The organism is Methylobacterium sp. GXS13, assembly GCF_001455965.1.
Taxonomy (GTDB): Bacteria; Pseudomonadota; Alphaproteobacteria; order Rhizobiales; family Beijerinckiaceae; genus Methylobacterium.
The window spans coordinates 68,286-85,032 of the sequence record NZ_LKKO01000024.1; the positions used below are offsets into that span (position 1 = coordinate 68,286).

General features: G+C 69.7%; 19 protein-coding genes. 10 read left to right on the plus strand and 9 right to left on the minus strand.

Annotated elements, in window-relative coordinates; translation table 11 throughout:
* The first annotated feature begins 22 nt into the window (after positions 1 to 22).
* Complete coding sequence (locus AO398_RS08275; RefSeq protein WP_058191584.1) at positions 23 to 859, plus strand: family 16 glycosylhydrolase; 837 nt, start codon at positions 23 to 25, stop codon at positions 857 to 859.
* A 300-nt stretch (positions 860 to 1,159) separates the two neighbouring features.
* On the opposite strand, the gene AO398_RS08280 is transcribed toward AO398_RS08275, so the two are convergent.
* Positions 1,160 to 1,897: a sugar transferase gene (locus AO398_RS08280; RefSeq protein ID WP_082643186.1), complete on the minus strand. Its 738-nt coding sequence runs from the start codon at positions 1,895 to 1,897 to the stop codon at positions 1,160 to 1,162.
* Between the two features lie 202 nt (positions 1,898 to 2,099).
* Here AO398_RS08280 and AO398_RS28985 point away from each other — a divergent pair, with 202 nt between their 5' ends.
* From AO398_RS28985 to AO398_RS08290, 3 genes are all read left to right on the plus strand, one after another.
* The gene (locus AO398_RS28985; protein WP_201025729.1) at positions 2,100 to 2,252 is read left to right on the plus strand and encodes a hypothetical protein; all 153 of its coding nucleotides are present in this window, start codon (positions 2,100 to 2,102) and stop codon (positions 2,250 to 2,252) included.
* 329 nt (positions 2,253 to 2,581) lie between these two features.
* The gene (locus AO398_RS08285) at positions 2,582 to 3,661 is read left to right on the plus strand and encodes an acyltransferase (RefSeq protein WP_058191586.1); all 1,080 of its coding nucleotides are present in this window, start codon (positions 2,582 to 2,584) and stop codon (positions 3,659 to 3,661) included.
* A 725-nt stretch (positions 3,662 to 4,386) separates the two neighbouring features.
* A complete protein-coding gene (locus AO398_RS08290; RefSeq protein WP_152997454.1) occupies positions 4,387 to 5,133 on the plus strand; it encodes a hypothetical protein in 747 nt (248 codons plus the stop codon).
* Here AO398_RS08290 and AO398_RS08295 read toward each other — a convergent pair.
* Together AO398_RS08295 and AO398_RS28195 are read right to left on the minus strand one after the other, a co-directional pair.
* Entirely contained in the window at positions 5,123 to 5,344 is a 222-nt protein-coding gene (locus tag AO398_RS08295) for a hypothetical protein (protein WP_058191588.1), read from the minus strand. The genes AO398_RS08290 and AO398_RS08295 overlap by 11 nt on opposite strands.
* A 75-nt stretch (positions 5,345 to 5,419) precedes the next feature.
* Positions 5,420 to 5,644: a hypothetical protein gene (locus AO398_RS28195; protein ID WP_152997455.1), complete on the minus strand. Its 225-nt coding sequence runs from the start codon at positions 5,642 to 5,644 to the stop codon at positions 5,420 to 5,422.
* 125 nt (positions 5,645 to 5,769) lie between these two features.
* Between AO398_RS28195 and AO398_RS08300 the strand changes: the two genes are divergently transcribed.
* Positions 5,770 to 6,801, plus strand: coding sequence for a glycosyltransferase family 2 protein (locus AO398_RS08300; protein ID WP_058191589.1), 1,032 nt, complete (start codon positions 5,770 to 5,772; stop codon positions 6,799 to 6,801).
* Positions 6,802 to 6,806: 5 nt separating this feature from the next.
* A complete protein-coding gene (locus AO398_RS08305; protein ID WP_058191590.1) occupies positions 6,807 to 7,739 on the plus strand; it encodes a glycosyltransferase in 933 nt (310 codons plus the stop codon).
* A gap of 4 nt (positions 7,740 to 7,743) precedes the next feature.
* Here the strand turns inward: AO398_RS08305 and AO398_RS08310 are convergent, their stop codons facing one another.
* The 6 genes from AO398_RS08310 to AO398_RS28990 all read right to left on the minus strand — a co-directional run bounded on the left by AO398_RS08310 (position 7,744) and on the right by AO398_RS28990 (position 13,660).
* Positions 7,744 to 9,891: a TonB-dependent hemoglobin/transferrin/lactoferrin family receptor gene (locus AO398_RS08310; RefSeq protein ID WP_058191591.1), complete on the minus strand. Its 2,148-nt coding sequence runs from the start codon at positions 9,889 to 9,891 to the stop codon at positions 7,744 to 7,746.
* Positions 9,892 to 10,071: 180 nt separating this feature from the next.
* Positions 10,072 to 10,896 carry a heme ABC transporter ATP-binding protein gene (locus AO398_RS08315; protein WP_058191592.1) on the minus strand — a complete coding sequence of 275 codons (825 nt, stop codon included), beginning with the start codon at positions 10,894 to 10,896 and terminating at the stop codon, positions 10,072 to 10,074.
* Positions 10,889 to 11,971: an iron ABC transporter permease gene (locus AO398_RS08320; protein ID WP_058191593.1), complete on the minus strand. Its 1,083-nt coding sequence runs from the start codon at positions 11,969 to 11,971 to the stop codon at positions 10,889 to 10,891. Before AO398_RS08320 ends, AO398_RS08315 begins: the two co-directional genes overlap by 8 nt.
* A gap of 150 nt (positions 11,972 to 12,121) precedes the next feature.
* Positions 12,122 to 13,000 (minus strand): ABC transporter substrate-binding protein, encoded by an 879-nt coding sequence (locus tag AO398_RS08325; RefSeq protein WP_058191594.1) that lies wholly within the window; start codon positions 12,998 to 13,000, stop codon positions 12,122 to 12,124.
* A complete protein-coding gene (locus AO398_RS08330) occupies positions 12,997 to 13,209 on the minus strand; it encodes a hemin uptake protein HemP (protein WP_058191595.1) in 213 nt (70 codons plus the stop codon). The genes AO398_RS08325 and AO398_RS08330 overlap by 4 nt, the downstream gene beginning before the upstream one ends.
* Before the next feature lie 292 nt (positions 13,210 to 13,501).
* A complete protein-coding gene (locus AO398_RS28990) occupies positions 13,502 to 13,660 on the minus strand; it encodes a hypothetical protein (RefSeq protein WP_201025730.1) in 159 nt (52 codons plus the stop codon).
* A 777-nt stretch (positions 13,661 to 14,437) separates the two neighbouring features.
* Here AO398_RS28990 and AO398_RS28995 point away from each other — a divergent pair.
* The 4 genes from AO398_RS28995 to AO398_RS08355 all read left to right on the plus strand — a co-directional run bounded on the left by AO398_RS28995 (position 14,438) and on the right by AO398_RS08355 (position 16,679).
* Positions 14,438 to 14,710 carry a hypothetical protein gene (locus AO398_RS28995; RefSeq protein ID WP_058191597.1) on the plus strand — a complete coding sequence of 91 codons (273 nt, stop codon included), beginning with the start codon at positions 14,438 to 14,440 and terminating at the stop codon, positions 14,708 to 14,710.
* Positions 14,710 to 15,585, plus strand: coding sequence for a protein-glutamate O-methyltransferase CheR (locus AO398_RS08345; protein WP_058191598.1), 876 nt, complete (start codon positions 14,710 to 14,712; stop codon positions 15,583 to 15,585). Before AO398_RS28995 ends, AO398_RS08345 begins: the two co-directional genes overlap by 1 nt.
* A 543-nt stretch (positions 15,586 to 16,128) precedes the next feature.
* Positions 16,129 to 16,350, plus strand: a complete 222-nt coding sequence (locus AO398_RS08350) for a hypothetical protein (protein WP_058191599.1) — start codon at positions 16,129 to 16,131, stop codon at positions 16,348 to 16,350.
* Positions 16,351 to 16,457: 107 nt separating this feature from the next.
* On the plus strand, positions 16,458 to 16,679 hold the full coding sequence (locus AO398_RS08355) for a hypothetical protein (protein WP_058191600.1): 222 nt from the start codon (positions 16,458 to 16,460) through the stop codon (positions 16,677 to 16,679).
* The last annotated feature ends 68 nt before the right edge of the window (positions 16,680 to 16,747 follow it).

Genomic DNA, 16,747 nt, shown 5'->3' on the forward strand with positions numbered 1-16,747 from the left:
CGCTTCAGGCGAGGATGTGAGCATGACGAGACCGCGCCGCCCGATCCGCCGCGCCTGCCTGGCGACCGTCCTGATTCTGCCGGCCCTGCCGGCCATGGCCGGGGACGACGCCCCCAAACCCGCCGGCCCGGCCCCGGCCTTCCAGGGCGGCGGCTCCTTCGTCGAGACCTTCGCCAGCCTCGGCGACCGGCGCTGGTACGTGTCCGATGGCTGGGTCAACGGCGATCACCAGGGCTGCACGTGGTCGCGCCAGCGCGTCCAGATCCCGACGCCGGGGGAACTGACCCTCAGTCTGACCGACAGCCCCTACAAGGACCGCGCCTTCAGCTGCGCCGAGATCCAGACCAAGGCGCGCTACGGCTACGGCACCTACGAGATCCGGATGCGCGTGGGCGCGGCCTCGGGTCTCGTCTCGGCGTTCTTCACCTATAACGGCCCGGAGGACGGCGACCGCAGCACCAACGACGAGATCGACTTCGAATTCCTGGGCAAGGACCCGAAGGGCGTCCAGCTCAACTACTTCACCGGCGGCGCCGGCGAGCACGAGACCGTCGAGAGCCTCGGCTTCGACGCCTCGACCACCATGGCCGATTACGCGCTGGAATGGCTGCCCGACCGCCTGCGCTGGTCGGTCAACGGCCGGCTGCTGCGCGAGGTGCGAGCCCGGCCCGACAAGCCGATCCCGTCGCATCCCGGCAAGATCATGCTCTCCATCTGGATCGGCCAGGGCCGGGACATCGAATCCTGGCTCGGGCCGGCGCGCTACCCGGGCCGGCCGATCGCCGCCACCTTCGAGCGCATCGCCTTCACCAAGCTGGGCGACCCGTGCGGCTTCAAGGGTTCGATCGCCTGCCGGTAGGGTGGTCCCCACCGGCTGGATCGGCTCCGCGGGCGCGCGCGCATCGCCGTGCGCGCCCGTCGCGCGTCCGGCCGAGGATGGCAGGACGGGGCGTGGTGGCGCAGGCTGCCCATTTGCGGAACGCTAACGAAGCGTTAACCATATCCCCGGCAGGCTGAGGCCCGCGGTCACTGCGGGGCCCCTACGATGTCCGGGTACAGTCTTCTCGTCGCACTCTATGCCGTCGGTTTCGTGGAGTTCTGGCGCCTGTGCGTGCTGGCCCCCGCGGCGCATGACGATCCGGCCTGACGGGCGCGGATTTCAGCGGCTGCCGCGCTGGCGCAGCACCGCCGGCAGGGTGCGCAGCAGGATCGCGAAATCCCTTCGCAGGCTCCAGCGGCTGGCATAATCCAGATCCAGCGCCACACGCTCGGCATAGGTGGTGTCCGAGCGCCCCGAGACCTGCCACAGCCCGGTCAGCCCCGGCGGGACCGAGAAACAGGCCGCGAACGCCGTGCCGTAGCGGGCGACCTCGCCCTGCACGATCGGGCGCGGCCCGACCAGGCTCATCTCCCCGCACAGCACGTTCCAGAGCTGGGGCAGCTCGTCCAGCGAGGTCTTGCGAAGAACCTGGCCGAGGCTCGTCACCCGGGGATCCCGGGTCAGCTTGTGCGTCGCCTCCCACTCGGCCCGGGCGTCCGGATGCGCCGCGAGATGCCCGGCCAGGATCGCGTCGCCGTCCGGAACCATCGAGCGGAATTTCAGGCATCCGAAGGGACGCCCGTGCCGGCCGAGCCGCATGTGCCGGAAGATCGGGGCGCGTCCGTCGCTGCCCCAGATCAGCAGGGCGATGAACAGCAGCAGCGGCAGCAGCAGACACAGGGCCGTCAACGCGACCGCGGTATCGAGCGCACGCTTCGTCGTCCAGCCGAGCCGGAGCCGGAATCGCACGGGGGATGCGACCGGCAATGTGTTGACCAACGCTTCGTTGATCGTCTCGACCATATGGTGCGGCGACGATGGGGTGATGGAGGTGGGGGTTCCAACCGGGCGCAGCATGGCGGCGGCTCCTCACTCGGTGCGAAAGGTGCAAGAGACAGTGCGCGATGTGATCGAAAGCGGGGATTCCAAGCGGCCGGACAGGAAGCCGCCGGGACTGGACAAATATTGGGCACGTGAATGGCTGGAGATATTGGCACGTCCGGGGACTCGCGTGTTACAACTGCACATAGCCGGCCGAATCGCCAGTGGAGATAAGTAATTGCTGGTCCTACTGGTCTTCGCTGCCCTGATCGGCGGCGCGGCGGGCTTCGCGTTGGGCCTGCTGCAGGGCTGGCTGGCCGCGCTGCTGGCAGCCCAGGCCGGGGCTGCATGCGCCGTGGGCTTGGTCATCCTGCTCGGGATGCGCCGGTGAGCGTCGCGAATCGGTCGGACCGTGCGGCCGGACATCGCGCAGCGACGCCCCGAGGCTGCCTGCGGCCGGGAGCGCCGCAGGATATCGCATCTTCCGCGGGCCGGCGTATGTGAGCGATGACCGTTCACATCAGTGTTCCACCCGGAATCGGACGGGCCATCGCGATCATACCCCACTTCGATATTGTTAAACAACCCTAAACGGTGCCTCGCCAATGCCGAATACAGCAATGCGGCAGATGTTCGAGCGGCCTTGCCTACGCCGATCGAGGTAGGCCGCCCTCGCACAGGGACGGCCTAGACAGCGGGATCGACGCGGACGAGGCGTGCATGAATCCGGCAGAGCGCCGTATCCTCGGGTTCGACGGCCTGCGGGCTGTGGCCTTCCTGATGGTCTTCGTGAGCCACAAGGTGCCGAGCCCGCGCACCGAGGCGGCCGGCAGCGCCGGGGTCTGGCTGTTCTTCGTGCTGAGCGGCTTCCTGATCGTCCGCATCCTCGCGGCATCCCGCGCACGCATCGAGGCCGGCGCGGCGACGCCGATGGACAGCGTGCGGGCGTTCTACCGGAACCGATTCGCCCGCATCGTGCCGGTCTATTACGTCTTCCTGTTCGTGCTCTACGCGACCCCGCTGGGCGGCCCGCTGCACCTCGGTGACGAAGCGTTCAAGCTCTCGACCTGGCTGTACGCGACGAATGTCTACATCGAGCGGCACGGCTGGGGGACGGAACTCGGGCACCTCTGGAGCTTGGCGGTCGAGCAGCAATTCTACCTGCTGTTCGCGCCGGCGGCCCTGTTCCTGCCGCGGCGCCATCTTGCGGCACTGTGCGGCGCGCTCGTCGGTGCCAGCGTGCTGATGCATGTCGCCCTGTGGTCGAGCGGCGCTTCGCGGGTGAGCTTGGACGTCGACACCCTGGCCAATCTCGGGCTGATCGCGCTCGGCGGCCTGGCCGGGCTGCGCGCGCCGCCCCTGCCGGGATGGCTCCGGAGCGATGCCGCACTGGTCGCCGTGCTGGCCCTGTTCCTGACCCTGCCGCCCCTGGCCGGGGAGACCGGCCGATGGCTGCTCGTCGGGCGCCTGAGCGGGGGGCTCGCGGCGCTCTTGCTGCTGCAGATCGTTCAAGCCCCGGAAAGCCGCGTGGTGGCGCTCCTGGACAGCGTCTGGCTACGCCGGATCGGCGTGATCAGCTACGGCGCTTACCTGTTCCACGTGCCCCTGCACGCGGACCACCTGCTGTCGGCGCTCGGGCTGCCCCTCGCCGCGCCGCGCTCTATCACCCTGGGGCTCGATCTGGCGCTGACCCTGCTGCTGGCGGAGGCCTCGTGGCGGCTCCTCGAATCCCCGGCCCGCCGGATCCTGCGGGCCCCGACGCGGACGGTTCGGCGACCCGCGCCGATCACGCCGCTGTAGAGGTCAGGGTTCCGACAGGTCCGTGACCATTTGCGGGTGCAGGCAGCGCCCTGCCTCACCGAAGCACCGCCCCGATACCCCCGCAGGCGCGGCCGTGTCCGAGGCGAGCCGACCGCGGCCGCACCACCACAAGGACCGGCATCGGATTTCGGATCCGGATTCGGCGGCCCCTCCATGGAGCAGCCGGCGATGGCCGAACGCCCCGGACCGCCCAAGTGGATAAAGAATGTTTCCTGCCGCAACCGGAAGATGCACAGCAAAATCCGGAAATCCTACAGATACGCCAGGATAAACCCACGGCCAGACCCGAATTTTACCCCGGACACATCTTGCCTTGACTCGACAAAGCTTCACGGTCTTTATAACAGACAGCGAGGCGAGGAGCCGCAAAGCGGCTCGTCCTGGATCATGATGATCCTGCGCGCGACTTCGGCACAACATTTCCCGTCCGCGATCCCGTCCGGGTGGGCCTCACCCAGCGCAAGCCTCCGAGGCGCACACCGGGCGTCGCAGCGGCTCCCTCGTGGATGCTGACGCGGGCGCATCGAAGCGCGGGGGGATCACAACCTCGCGCGGGCTTCGAGCCTCAGGTGCCCTCGATCATGCCGCGCGCCATCGGCTGGGCGGATCGCCGCGTCCGATGACCGCCCACAGGTCTTTCATCGCGCATGGCGCGCGGCATCCGTGCCCGCGCGGCCGGAGCGGAACGGTTCGGAGGCGAAGCGATGAACCTCGTCGGGTCTGCACCGTCCCCTCAAGCCAACACGCTGATGCTGTTGCAGATCGACACGTCCCTGAAGGCCCGCTCGGCACAGGAGGACGCCGAGACCGATCCGGTCTCGCTGGCAGCCGCGACAGCGCTCCAGGTGCTGGATCCGCGATCCGCCCCGACCCTGTCGACGCGGACCAGCGATGCGATCCTGTCTCTGGCTCACAAGATCCCCCACGGCCGGAACAACATCTACATGCTCGAGGGAATCGACGAGAGCGCGTTGCTCACGGACGAGGCCTTCGCCAAGACGCTGGCGGCCACGCCTGCGCGCTACAAGGAGGCCATGAAGGGCTTCGGAGCGGCCCGCTGGGTCTGGCGTCCCGAAATCCACCGCTCGGGCGCTGATTTCTTCGCGGCCCTGTCCAGGGCCATTCCGCGCGACTTCAAGGACCCCAATTCGATGGCGAACGCACTGTTCGTGAACAAGTCCGCCAAGATCGTGCGCGCCACGGACATTCCGGCCGCCAAGATGGTGTCCGGATATTACGACATGTACAACGATAAAAACGAGTACATCGGAACGGTTCGGCGACGGGAATGCGACCCCGCCTATCTCGGGGCGCTCGAGGCCGGCAACCCCGACCTGCGGATCGCGCCCATCTATTTCGGCAACGATGCCGTCCTGGTCATCTGGGCGGACGCACTCGTCCGGCTGACCAATCCTGATGCGCTCAGGCGCCTGAAATTGCCTACCGCCTGATCGGCAACCGCGCCAGCAGGGTCCCGGTCGCGTCCCGCACCACCAGCGTCCAGGCGGTACCGAGAGCGTCGGCACAGACCTCGCCCGCCATCTCCTGGATGACGCTGCGCGCCTCGGCCAGAACCTCGGCGAGATCCGCCGCCTCCACGCCCTCGCGGTCGCGGATCGTCTCCGTGCCGTTCTCGACATCGAAATAGAACCGGATAGGCACCGAGATCCCCCGTGATTGATGCCCTCGGAGGGCCGTCCGTTCGTGGCTGCGCGGCCCGGCTGCGCCCGACAGCAATCATCTGGAGACATAAAGTTTAACAAATATCAAAGCTGATTTCGCCAGCTGCGTGGCAATAATGTCTGATTTTTTCATGCATAGCACAATATAGGTATCGATCATTGTCCATTTGATCATGGCGGCTGGGCGGAATGCGGTATCGTCCCTTCCCGCGGGCAGGCCGGCGGCCTGCCGGCGTAATGGGCGGCCGAAAAAATCCGGCCTGCCCCGGGTCTCGGCCATCCCCCGCAATGAGACGGTGCGACCACGCCCCTACGCCCTTTGAGCGTCGTGCGCCGAGGCGGCTTCGCGGCATGCTCGGCTTCGGCGCCCCGTCGGGTTCTCGGGGGCGGCAAGCAGGACCAGTGATGGCGAAGCAGATCGTGGCCGATGCGCGGGATGCGCCCGTGGATGTCTCGTTCCTCATGGCCGCCCACAACGCGGCCCCCTGGATCGAGACGGCGATCCGCTCGGCCCTCGACCAGGCCGACGTCGCGGTCGAGATCCTGGTGGTGGACGACGGCTCGGTGGATGGCACCGCGTCCGTGCTGGCGCGGCTGGCGGCGGACGACCCGCGCATCCGCCGGATCCCCCTCGACGGGGCGCAGCCCGGCGCGCCGCGCGGGCCCTCGGCCGCCCGGAACGCCGCCCTCGGGGCCGCCCGGGGCCGGTGGCTGGCGATCCTCGACGCGGATGACCTGATCGTCCCGGACCGGACCCGGACCCTGCTGGATCTCGCCGCGGCCACGGATGCCGACCTCATCGCCGACAACCCGATCCCGTTCACGGGTGGCTTCGATCCGCGCGGCGCCGGCATGCTGGAACGCGGCCGGGAGCCCTACCTGTTCACGGTCGCGCTCGCGCCGTACCTCACCAGCAACCGGATGCTCACCCCGGGGGTGAAGCTCGGCTATCTCAAGCCGATGCTACGCGCCGATCTCGTGCGCCGGCACGGCCTGCGCTACGACGCCGATGTCCGGATCGGCGAGGACTTTTTATTCTGCGTGGCCGCGCTGGCGGCGGGCGCGAGCTTCGTCGTCAGTTCTTACGCCGGCTACGGCTACCGGCGGGGGGCATCCTCGCTGTCTCACCGGCTGCGGCTGCCCGACATCCAGCGCCTCGACGCGGCCTTCGCGGCCTGGGGCCGACACGGGGCGCGATCCGCCGAGGACCGGCAGGCCGCCCACGCCTATCGCGACAGCCTCGCCACCGCGCAGATCATCGCCCGGGTGATCGACGCCGCGCAGGGCGGCCGGTGGCTCCGGGGCGCCGGGCTGGCGCTCGCCCGGCCCCGGGCCTGGCGGTTCCTGACCCGGTCGCTGATGGAGGCGGCGGGCAAGCGCCTCGGCCCAGGCCCGCGCCCAGCGATGATGGACGCGCCGCCCGTCGGACAGAGGTGAACCGCATGCGCCTGTGCATCTGCATCTGCACCTGCGAGCGCCCGGCGGGGCTCGCGCAGCTTCTCAAGGCCATCGACCGGCAGAGGCTCGGCAGCCTCGCCGATTCCGCCCTGCGGATTCTGGTGGTCGACAACGGGCGCAGCGATGCCGCGATCCCGGTGGTGGAGGCCTACCGGAGCGAGGGCCGCTTCCCGATCACCTATGCGCGGGAGCCGGTCCGGGGTCTGGCGGCGGTGCGCAACCGCAGCCTCGATGCCGCCGCCACGCTCGGCGCCGACTGGATCGCCCTGATCGACGACGACGAGGTCCCGGACCCGGACTGGCTGCGCGGCCTGCGCGACACCGCCCGGCGGACCGGCGCCCCGGCCTGCGTCGGCCCGGTGGTGCCGCTCTTCGACCGGCCTCCACCGGCCTGGGCGGTGGCCGGCGGCTTCTTCGCCAAGACCCTGCCGGTCCGCAACGGGCTGGTGGCGGATGCCTACACGGCCAACGCCCTCGTGGACCTGCGGGTGGTGCGGGCGCTGGGCCTCTCCTTCGACATGCGTTTCAACACGATGGGCGGCGAGGACACGTTCTTCTTCCACGCCCTGCTGCGCGCCGGGCACAGGATCGCCTGGGCGCCCGACGCGATCGTGTACGACAGCATCCCGGCCCACCGGATGCGGGTCCGCTGGCTGCTCGCCCGCTGGTATCGCAGCGGCAGCGTCGAGGCCTATCTCGGGCGCCTCCGGCCGGAGACGGTGAGCGGGCGGCTCACCAACGCCGCCCGGGGCCTCGCCCGCCTCGGCGGCGGCCTGGCGCGCCTCGGGATCGCCGGGTTGTCGCTCCGGCCCGCCACCCTCATCGGCGGCGGCTACACCCTGTGCCGCGGCGCCGGCCTGCTCGCGGCCGTCCTCGGCCTGAGCTACCGGGAATACCACCCGTCCCGGCACCGGTAGGGTCTCACCGCGTCGCGAACTTGATGCTGAGCGCCGCCTTGGCGACGAGGCCGGGACTGGCCAGCGCGTCGAGATATTGCCGATAGCGCTTGTCAAAGGCGTTCTGGACGACGAACTCGGCTTTGACCCGGTCATCGAAGTCGTAGGACGCGAAGAGATCCACGAGACCGTAGGCTTTCGTCGCCCGATCCTTCGCGCCGCGGGGCAGGTCCGTCCGCGCATCCACGAGGTTCAGACGCGTGCCCAGCTCGAGGTGGTCGCCAAGGAACCGGAAGCCCAGGGTCGTGCTGATCCGGTCCGGCGGCACCGAGAGCAGGGTCTCGCGGGTGGCCCGGTCGCGGCCATCGGTGTGTGTGGCGGCCAGCGTCACGAAGCCCCCGCCCCAGTCGTAGGTGCCCTCCAGCTCGACGCCCGACAGGTCGGCCTGGGCGAGGTTGCGGTACTGGTACGACTGGACCGGGATCACGCAGGGGAAGCGCCCGGGCCGCGCCGCGCAGATCGAGGCCGGAATGCCCGGGATCGCCGGGACGTAGTAGGTCGGCCCGACGCCCTTCATGTCGATGAAGTTGTCGACCGCGTTGTCGAACACGGCGAGCTTAGCGCGCACCGCGTCGCCCGGGATCAGCACGGCGTCGTAGCGCAGGTTGATGCCGCCCTCGACAGTGTGGGCCACCTCGGGCCGGAGCGTCGGGTTCGGCAGGATCGTGAAGGCCGGGAACGGGTGGATGCCCTGCACCAGGGTCTCGGTGATCGCGGGCGCCCGGTAACCCTCGGCATAGGTGCCGTAGAACTCGATCCCCGTGACCGGCGAGATTCCGAGGGTGATCTTGGGCGAGATCCGGTCGCCGCCGGAATGGTAGGCGCCGCCGTCCAGCGCATAGGTGTCGTAGCGCAGGGCGCCGATCACCCGCAGCCGGGGCGCGTACCTCACCTCGTCCTGCACGAAGGCGCCGGCCAGTTCGCGCCGCCCCGAGGGCGTGAAGGCCGCGCCGAACCCGCCGGCTTGGTCGCCGGTCCGGACCCGGTTCTTGACGAAGTCGCCGCCGAAGGTGACGGCGTGGGCGAGCCGCCCGGTCTCGAAGCGGGCGGTGTCGTGGGCGTCGAAGCCGGAGGTGTCGATCGTGTAGGTCAACCGGTCCCCCGCCTTCGTGCCGAGGCGGCCGTAGGTGCCCCGGGGCGAATCCGCCAGGAAGGTCAGGGCGTTGCGCGTGGTCGTGGTGTAGCCGTTGAGGCTGAGGTCGAGGAGTGGCACGTCCGGCCGGGCGAAGCGGTAGCCGAGGCTGTAGGTGTCGGCCTGCACGGCGTTGGCGAAGCGCGCACCCGCGCCGCTGCTGCCGGCATTGGCGAAGTCGAAGCGCTGCAGCAGCGCCGTGCCGCGGATCTCGTGGCCGTCCGCCGGCCGCACGGAGAGCTTGGCCAGCCCCGAGGTCAGCGCGTTGCCGGTGTCGCGCACGAGGGTGCCGAAGCCGTCGCGATAGGGATCGTTGGTGCGGTAGGTGAACTGGCCGAACAGGTCGGCGGCCTGGCCGATCCGGGCGCCGAGCGCCGAGGTGTTCAGGAACGTCTGGCCGTTGGTCCCGAAACCCTGCTTCTGCACGAAGCCGGCCGTCTCGTCGGGGGCGAGGATGTCGTCGATCGAGCGGGTCCGGAAGGCGACGACGCCGCCGATGGCGCCCGAGCCGTAGATCGTCGCGGTCGGGCCCCGGGTGATGTCGACGCCGCCGACCAGCTCTGGATCGAGGTAGAACACGCCGTTGGCGTTGTGGCCCGAGGTCTGGAAGTCCTGACGGGCACCGTCGATCAGCACGTTGACCCGGCCGAAATCCTGCAGGCCGCGGATGTTGATCGCCTGGGCCGGGTTGGTCTGGCTCTCCTGGGTGGTCACGCCCGGCACGTCGCGCAGGATGGTGGAGAGCCGGCTCGGCTGCAGCCGCTGGATCTGCGCCTGCGTGACCACGCTGGTCCCGGACAGTGCGTCGATCGCGGGCCCGGCGGTCTTCGTGGCGGTCACCGACACGGTGTCGAGGCTGATCTCGGACTCGGGCTGCGGGCGCCCGGCCGGCGGTGCGGCGGCCGGCTGCGCCTGCGCGGCGGTGAGGGCCAGGAGCGAAACGCCGAGCGCGAACAGCGCGCGGCGGGAAGAATAAGACATGACACGATCCGCGAGGGCACAGTCGAACGGGGCGCTGGCTGGCGGATGGCTGGCTTGCGGTCAGATCTCTTGGGCGTATGCGACAGTTGAGCGCAATCGTCCCCGCGACGCGCCAGCTTGCAATGCTTGCAATGTGCCTGCGCGGTACATCACAACCTTTCCAGATCGCGCGATCGGCGATCAGGTTTGTTGCGGAGCGGCAACATTCCGATGCGGCAGGATGAACGGCTGATCCGGGCCGGGGATTTTCCCGACCGGCCAGCGTACCCCGAAGACCCGGGCGATCAGGTCGTCCCGCAGCACGTCCGCGGGTCGTCCGGCGGCGACCAGCCGGCCGGCGTCGAGGACCAGCAGCGTGTCGGCATAGGCAGCCGCGAGGTTGAGGTCGTGCAGGATCGCCACCACGGCGACGCCCGAGGCCGCGAGCGCCGCGGCGGCATCGAGGAGCGCGCCCTGGTGGTTCAGATCCAGGCTCGCGGTCGGCTCGTCGAGGAACAGCACCTGCCGGTCGGACACCGTGCGGCCGGCCTCCATCTGGCAGAGCACCCGGGCGAACTGCACCCGGGCCTGCTCGCCGCCCGACAGGGTCGGGTAGGCCCGGGCCGCGAGATGGGTGACGTCGGCCCGGTCGAGGGCGCGGGCCAGGATCGCGTCCCGGTCGCGGGCGGTCAGGCCGCGGCCGATGCCGTCGAGGCCGATCCGGGCCACCTCGGACGCGGCGAACGGGAAGGCGAGGCGCGCGGCCTGCGGCAGCACCGCCCGCATCCCGGCGAGCCGCCAGGCCGGGATCGCGTCAACCGCCTCGCCCCCGTAGGCGACCTGCCCGCGCGTCGGGCGCAGCTCGCCGCAGAGCAGGCGCAGCAGGGTCGACTTGCCGGCCCCGTTCGGGCCGACGATCACCTGCAGGGAGCCGGCCGCCACGGCGAGGGACACGTCGCGCACGAGGTCGCGCCCGGCCACCGTGACGGTGAGGTCGCGGGCGGAGAGCAGGGCCGGCTCAGGCATCGACGGCGACCCGCGCCCGGCCGAGCAGCAGCCACAGGAAGACCGGAGCGCCGACCAGCGCGGTGACGATCCCGATCGGAAGCTCGGCCGGCGCCGCGACCAGCCGGGCGACGAGGTCGGCGAGCACCAGGAACGCGCCGCCGAGCAGCGCCGAGGCCGGCAGCAGCAGGCGGTGCTCGGGGCCGATCGCCAAGCGCAAAGCGTGCGGCACGACGAGGCCGACGAAGCCGATTACCCCGGCGCCCGCGACGCTCGCCCCCACGGCGACGGCAACCAAAAAAATGCAGGCGCGCTTGAGCCGCTCCACCGGGATCCCGAGATGGAACGCCTCCGCCTCCCCCAGCACCAGGGCGTTGAGGCCGCGCCCCAGGAACGGCACCGCCACCAGCACCGGCAGGATCAGCGGCGCCGAGGCCGCGACCTTGCCCCAGGTGGCACCGCCGAGGCTGCCCAGGGACCAGAAGGTGAGGTCGCGCAATTGCCGGTCGTCGCTGGCATAGGTCAGCAGGCCGGTGAGCGCGCCGCTCAGCGCCCCCAGGGCGATCCCGGCGAGGAGCATCGTCGCCACCGCGGTCCGCCCGGAGCGCGTCGCCAGCCCGTAGAGGACCAGGGTCGCGCTCAAGCCGCCCAGGAAGGCGCCGGCCGGCAGGACCAGATAGGGCAGCGGCCCCGGCATGCCGGCATAGGCGAGGAGCCGGTCGCCCAGCACGATGATGCAGGCGGCGGCGAATCCCGCCCCCGACGAGACCCCGACGAGCGCCGGATCGGCCAGGGGATTGCGGAACAGCCCCTGCATCAGCGCGCCCGAGACCGCGAGCCCGGCGCCGATCATCAGACCCAGAAGGGTCCGGGGCAGCCGGATGTTGAGGACCACCAGCGCATCGCGCGCCAGGGCCGGATCGGCCCCGCCCCCGGTCAGCACCGCCAGGACCCGCTCGGGCGGGATGCGGATCGCCCCCAGGCTCACCGAGAGCAGCGCGACGGCGAGCATCAGGAGGGTGAGTGCCGCCAGCACCCATGGGAGCGCGCTGCGGCGGTTCAGCAAACCCCGGGGATCTCCCAATCGCCCCCTCATCCTGAGGTGCTTTCGCGCAGCGGAATCCGCGAAGGAGCCCTCCAGATGTCACCGCGACCGCTGAAGGGCTCCTTCGAGGCCCGACGATCTTCGATCGCCGGGCACCTCAGTATGCGGTCGAGATGGGGAAAACCGGAGTCAAAAAAAAGCTCACTCACCCGGCAGGCCCGGATAGATCGACCGCATCAGCGTGATCGCGGCCTCGGGGGTGCGCGGCCCGAAGCCCAGGAGATACAGACCGTCCATGGCGACGAGGCGGCCCTGCACGCCGGCCGGGGTGCGGCCCAGGGCGGTGTCGGGGGCGAAGATCGTCTCGGGCCTCGGCGGCTCCGGGCCGTTCTGCATCATCACCACCGCGTCGGGGGCGGCGGCCACGATGGCCTCGTCGGTCATCGGCTTGAACCCGGCGACGCCGGCGGCCGCATTGGTGATGCCGGCGAGCGCGAGCATGCCGTCCGCCGTGGAGCCGGTGCCGCCCACGACCGTGCGCCCGCCCTGGAGGGACAGGACGACGATCGCCCGGGCGGGCGTCTCGATCCGGGCGCGGCGGGCCGCGACCTCGGCGAAGCGGGCACGCACCGCGGCGGCGAGGGCGTCGGCCTCGGTCTCGAGGCCGGCGAGGCGCCCGACCACGGTGATCTTGTCGAGGACGCCCTCCGGGCTCGGCGGCTCGGCGACGGTCTCGACACGCAGGCCGGCCTCGCGCAGCTGGGCCAGCACGGCGGGCGGGCCGGCCCCGTCGGCGGCGATCACCAGATCCGGCCCGCAGGCGAGCACGCCCTCGGCGGAGAGCGCCCGCAGGTAGCCGACATTCGGCTTCTCGCGCAGGGCCTCGGGCGGGTACAGGCTGGTGGTGTCGACCGCCACGATCCGCGGTCCGGCGCCGATCCGGTACAGGATCTCGGTGACGGCACCCCCGAGGGAGGCGATCCGGGCGGCAGGCGCCGCCGCGGCGCCCCGCGGGGCGGAAACCGCCTTCGCGGCGGCGGCGAGCAGGGAACGGCGCGACCAGGCGTGCGTCATCGTCATTTGGTCAGGATCAGCTTGTCGTTGGCGGTGATGCGCAGCCGGTAGCGCTGGCCGGCATGACGGATGACGATCTCGCGGCGGCCCTGCAGGAGGCTGGCCGACACGATCTCGTCCTCCCGCTCCGAGGCCAAGGCCCGGAGCGCCACATATGGGACCTGGCGCGGATCCTGGCGGCTCCCCGGCTTCTCATCCCCGTCCAGACCGGACATGCGCGGAACACCTCACATTCGTTCTTTGTAACACTTCAAAATACAAAGACACATGGCAGAGATCGAACCATAGGGGCGATCTGCGGCAATGACCAGAGGTGGGACGGCGCGGATAATCTTGAGGACATCAAGTCCCGCTCGATTGATCTACGCTGCGAAACAGCGCTGCCGACACGGGGCAAGATTGCAACGCGGCGCGTGAGGCGTAGCCAGGGTCGGTCGATCCGCCGATCCTCACGGCGAAAACCGCGCCGGCGTTCCGGGTGTGGGGCGGGCCGGATCCGAGTCGACCTCAGCTGAACAGGGGCAGGCCCGCGCCGATGATGACGAGCCCGAGCACGATCAGGCTGCCGCCCGCGCTCTCCAGGGCCGCCTGCTGCACGGAGCGCCGCGGGGCGATGCCAGCAAGGGTCGCACCGGTGACGAGGCAGAGGACGCTCAGGATGGTCATGACAGGCGCCCCGGTGGCCGAATTGGACACGCACAACGGTTTCGGTGCCGATAAGGATGCAGCGCCCGCCTTAACGAACACCTCTCGGGGATCCCGGGCTGGCCGCTCCCCACCGGCGTCCCTTGCCGCGGCAAGCCCGCCATCGCCGCGGGCAGCGCCGGAGGTCGGCCGCGATGGCGGCCCGGACGGAGCGGTCACGGAGAACCGGATCCCGGCATGCCTCAGAGCCCGCGTGTCGCGATCGCGAGCGCCCCGCCGGCGGCCTCACCCGCGCCTCGACCCGCCCCGGCATCCGATCGGTTGAGACGGAATGTCTTTCCTGGCCCGCTCCACCGCGCGCGATGCGCAAGCCAAGTCCAGACCGCAGGATAGGTCAAGCGTGCGTCGAGCAGATTGGAATCGGAATCATTTTTGGCTCGACACCGTCTGGATAAACAGCGCGACATCACTACCTTATTCAGATCACGCCCCCAGCATGCGCCCGATTTCGTCAATAACGCCCACGATGATGCAGTGAATAAATATCGATACGGATCAAAATGCACTCACTATTTACACATCGTTTCGAATATCATCACACGCACGTCTTACGGGATCGGAAACGTTTCTGAATCCGAAGGCGTCGACACATGGCTCACGCGAAAGAAGCTGTCCTCCCGCTCGGCCCGACCGCGACCGCCCCGAGGGAAAGCACGTCAGCCTTCAACGGCTCGGCCGAAGCGGCCCGGGCCGGCGCGTCGCTTGCGTCCCTGCCCCCGAGAGCCGGGGGATACTGCCATGGACCTTGAGAAGCCGAACCCGATCGCGAAAGCCGCCGACGGGCCGCCGCAGGCCGGCCTCGCCGCGCCCGCGAGCGCCGAGCGGCGCCGGATCGCGAGCCTGATGACGCGGATCCGCATCACGTCGCCCGCGGCGGGGGTGGACGGCTTGCCGGCGATCGGCAAGGCGAGCGCCATCGCGCCGCTTCAGGCCTTGGCCGCGCGCTGTCCCGAGGTCTCGTTCATCCGCTTCGCGGCCGCCGTGGCGATTCGCCGGATCGGAGGATCGTGATGCAGACGACCCGCAGCTCCTGGCCGGCCGGCCCGGCGATCCCGATCACCGAGGACGAATACAAGCAGTTCTACGCGTATTTCTATCGCCGCACCGGAATCTCGTTCAGCAGCGAGAAGGAATATTTCGTCGAGACGCGCCTGCTGGAGCGGATCGCCAAGACCGGGAGCGACAGCTTCAGGTCGTATTTCACCCTGCTACGCCTTCAGGCCTCGGGCGAGGAGCTGCAGCATCTCGTCAACCTGATGACGGTCAACGAGACCTACTTCTTCCGCGAGGATTACCAGTTCGACGCGCTGGTGCGCGGCATCCTGCCCGAGATCACCCGGACGCGCCGACCCGGCGGGACCTTGCGGATCTGGTCGATGCCGTGCTCGACCGGCGAGGAGCCGTACTCGATCGCGATCCAGATTCTCGAATACTGGTCGCGGGCAGGCGAGTTCGCGATCGAGATCACCGGATCGGACATCGACTCCCGGGTCCTGGCGGATGCCAGCAAGGGGATCTACGGCAATCGCTCCCTGCAACGGCTATCCCCAGAATTGCGCAGAAAGTATTTCCGCCGGATCGGCGAGGACCAGTTCGAGATCCACGAGGATCTGCGCGGCTCCATCGAGTTCTCGATCGCCAATCTGTCCGATCCGCTTCACATGCATGCCTACCGCGCGATGGACGTCATCTTCTGCCGCAACCTGCTCATCTATTTCGACGACACGTCGCGACGCTCTGCGATCGAAGCGCTCTACGAATGCCTGACTCCGGGGGGCTTCATCTGCCTGGGCCATTCCGAGAGCATGAGCCGGATGTCGTCGCTGTTTCTGCCGCGCAAGTTCGGCGACACGATCGTCTATCAGAAACCGATCGAGCAGGATTGATACGGGCACGTCGGGCCGGCCGGGCCCACCGTCGAGGAGGCCGCCAACGGCGTCGAGGAGTTGGAGAAGGCGCCGCTCGGCGGCATCGCCCCGATGATCCTCGACATCGGCAGGCCCAAGATGGATTGCTGCGCCCCGGTGTTCCGGATTCGCCACCTGGCCGCTTCAGCCCCCCCCGGTGGCCACGATCAGCGCCGAAGCCCGGGGCCCGGACGCGAACCGGGTCTACGCGGAAGGCGCCAACGTCCTTTGCGTCAGACCGGCCGGTCCCGTGTTTCTCGTCGAGACAGCGTGCCAGCTGACGGGTGCGCCGGCATGAGCCGTTCCCTGCGGGCCCGCCCATCCTGGAATCGCCGCGGTCTGCCGCGGGACGGCGCGATTCCGGGCTCGTCGGGCGGGCGCGGTAAGGCCCCGCCGGCATTGCGGTTTTCGGGATCGATCAACAGCCCTCCACCGGAATCCGGCCCTGTGGCGCACGAGGGGTTGAACCGAAGCCGTGCCTGCGGTTTGTTCGCTATATGTTCTCATAAGGACGGACTTGCTATGCATGCACACCCGCACGAACCGCCCGCGGACCTACGGCTGACCGAGGCTGAGGCGATCGCACTGGCCTATCACCGGGCAGCCCGGGGCGATGCCTGGAGCGCCTTGGTGGCGGCGATCGCCGACGCGCTGATCGACCTCGACGAGGCGGAGCGGCGCGCGGCCCAGCAGGGCCGGCTGATCTCCCGGGGTTATGCCCGCTGCCGGACGGGGGCGCATTGAGAGGGGGTTGGCCCGGCCGTGTCGGCCCTTGCAGCGGACCGCAACTTCTGGTAATAATTCCTTCTGTATGAAAATAAGCTTGCATTCGCCCGCGATGGGAGCCGGCCATGGGCGACATCAACGATGAACGGCGCCGCCTTTCGGCGACGTGGCTCAACACCATCGCGTCCGGCGTCGTCTCGGCCGGGTTGTGCGGCTCGCTGCTGGCCTACAGCTTCGGCCCGCGGCCCGGCATCAGCGGGCTGCAGGTCCTGGTGGTCTCGACCTGCGCGCTCGGCCTCGGCGCGACCCTGCATCTCCTGGCCCGGTCGCTCCTGAACAACCGTTGACGCGACGCTGCCGGCAGGGTCCTCGACGCCGAAACCGTATAAGACCGCACCGAATCTGCCGATCCGGG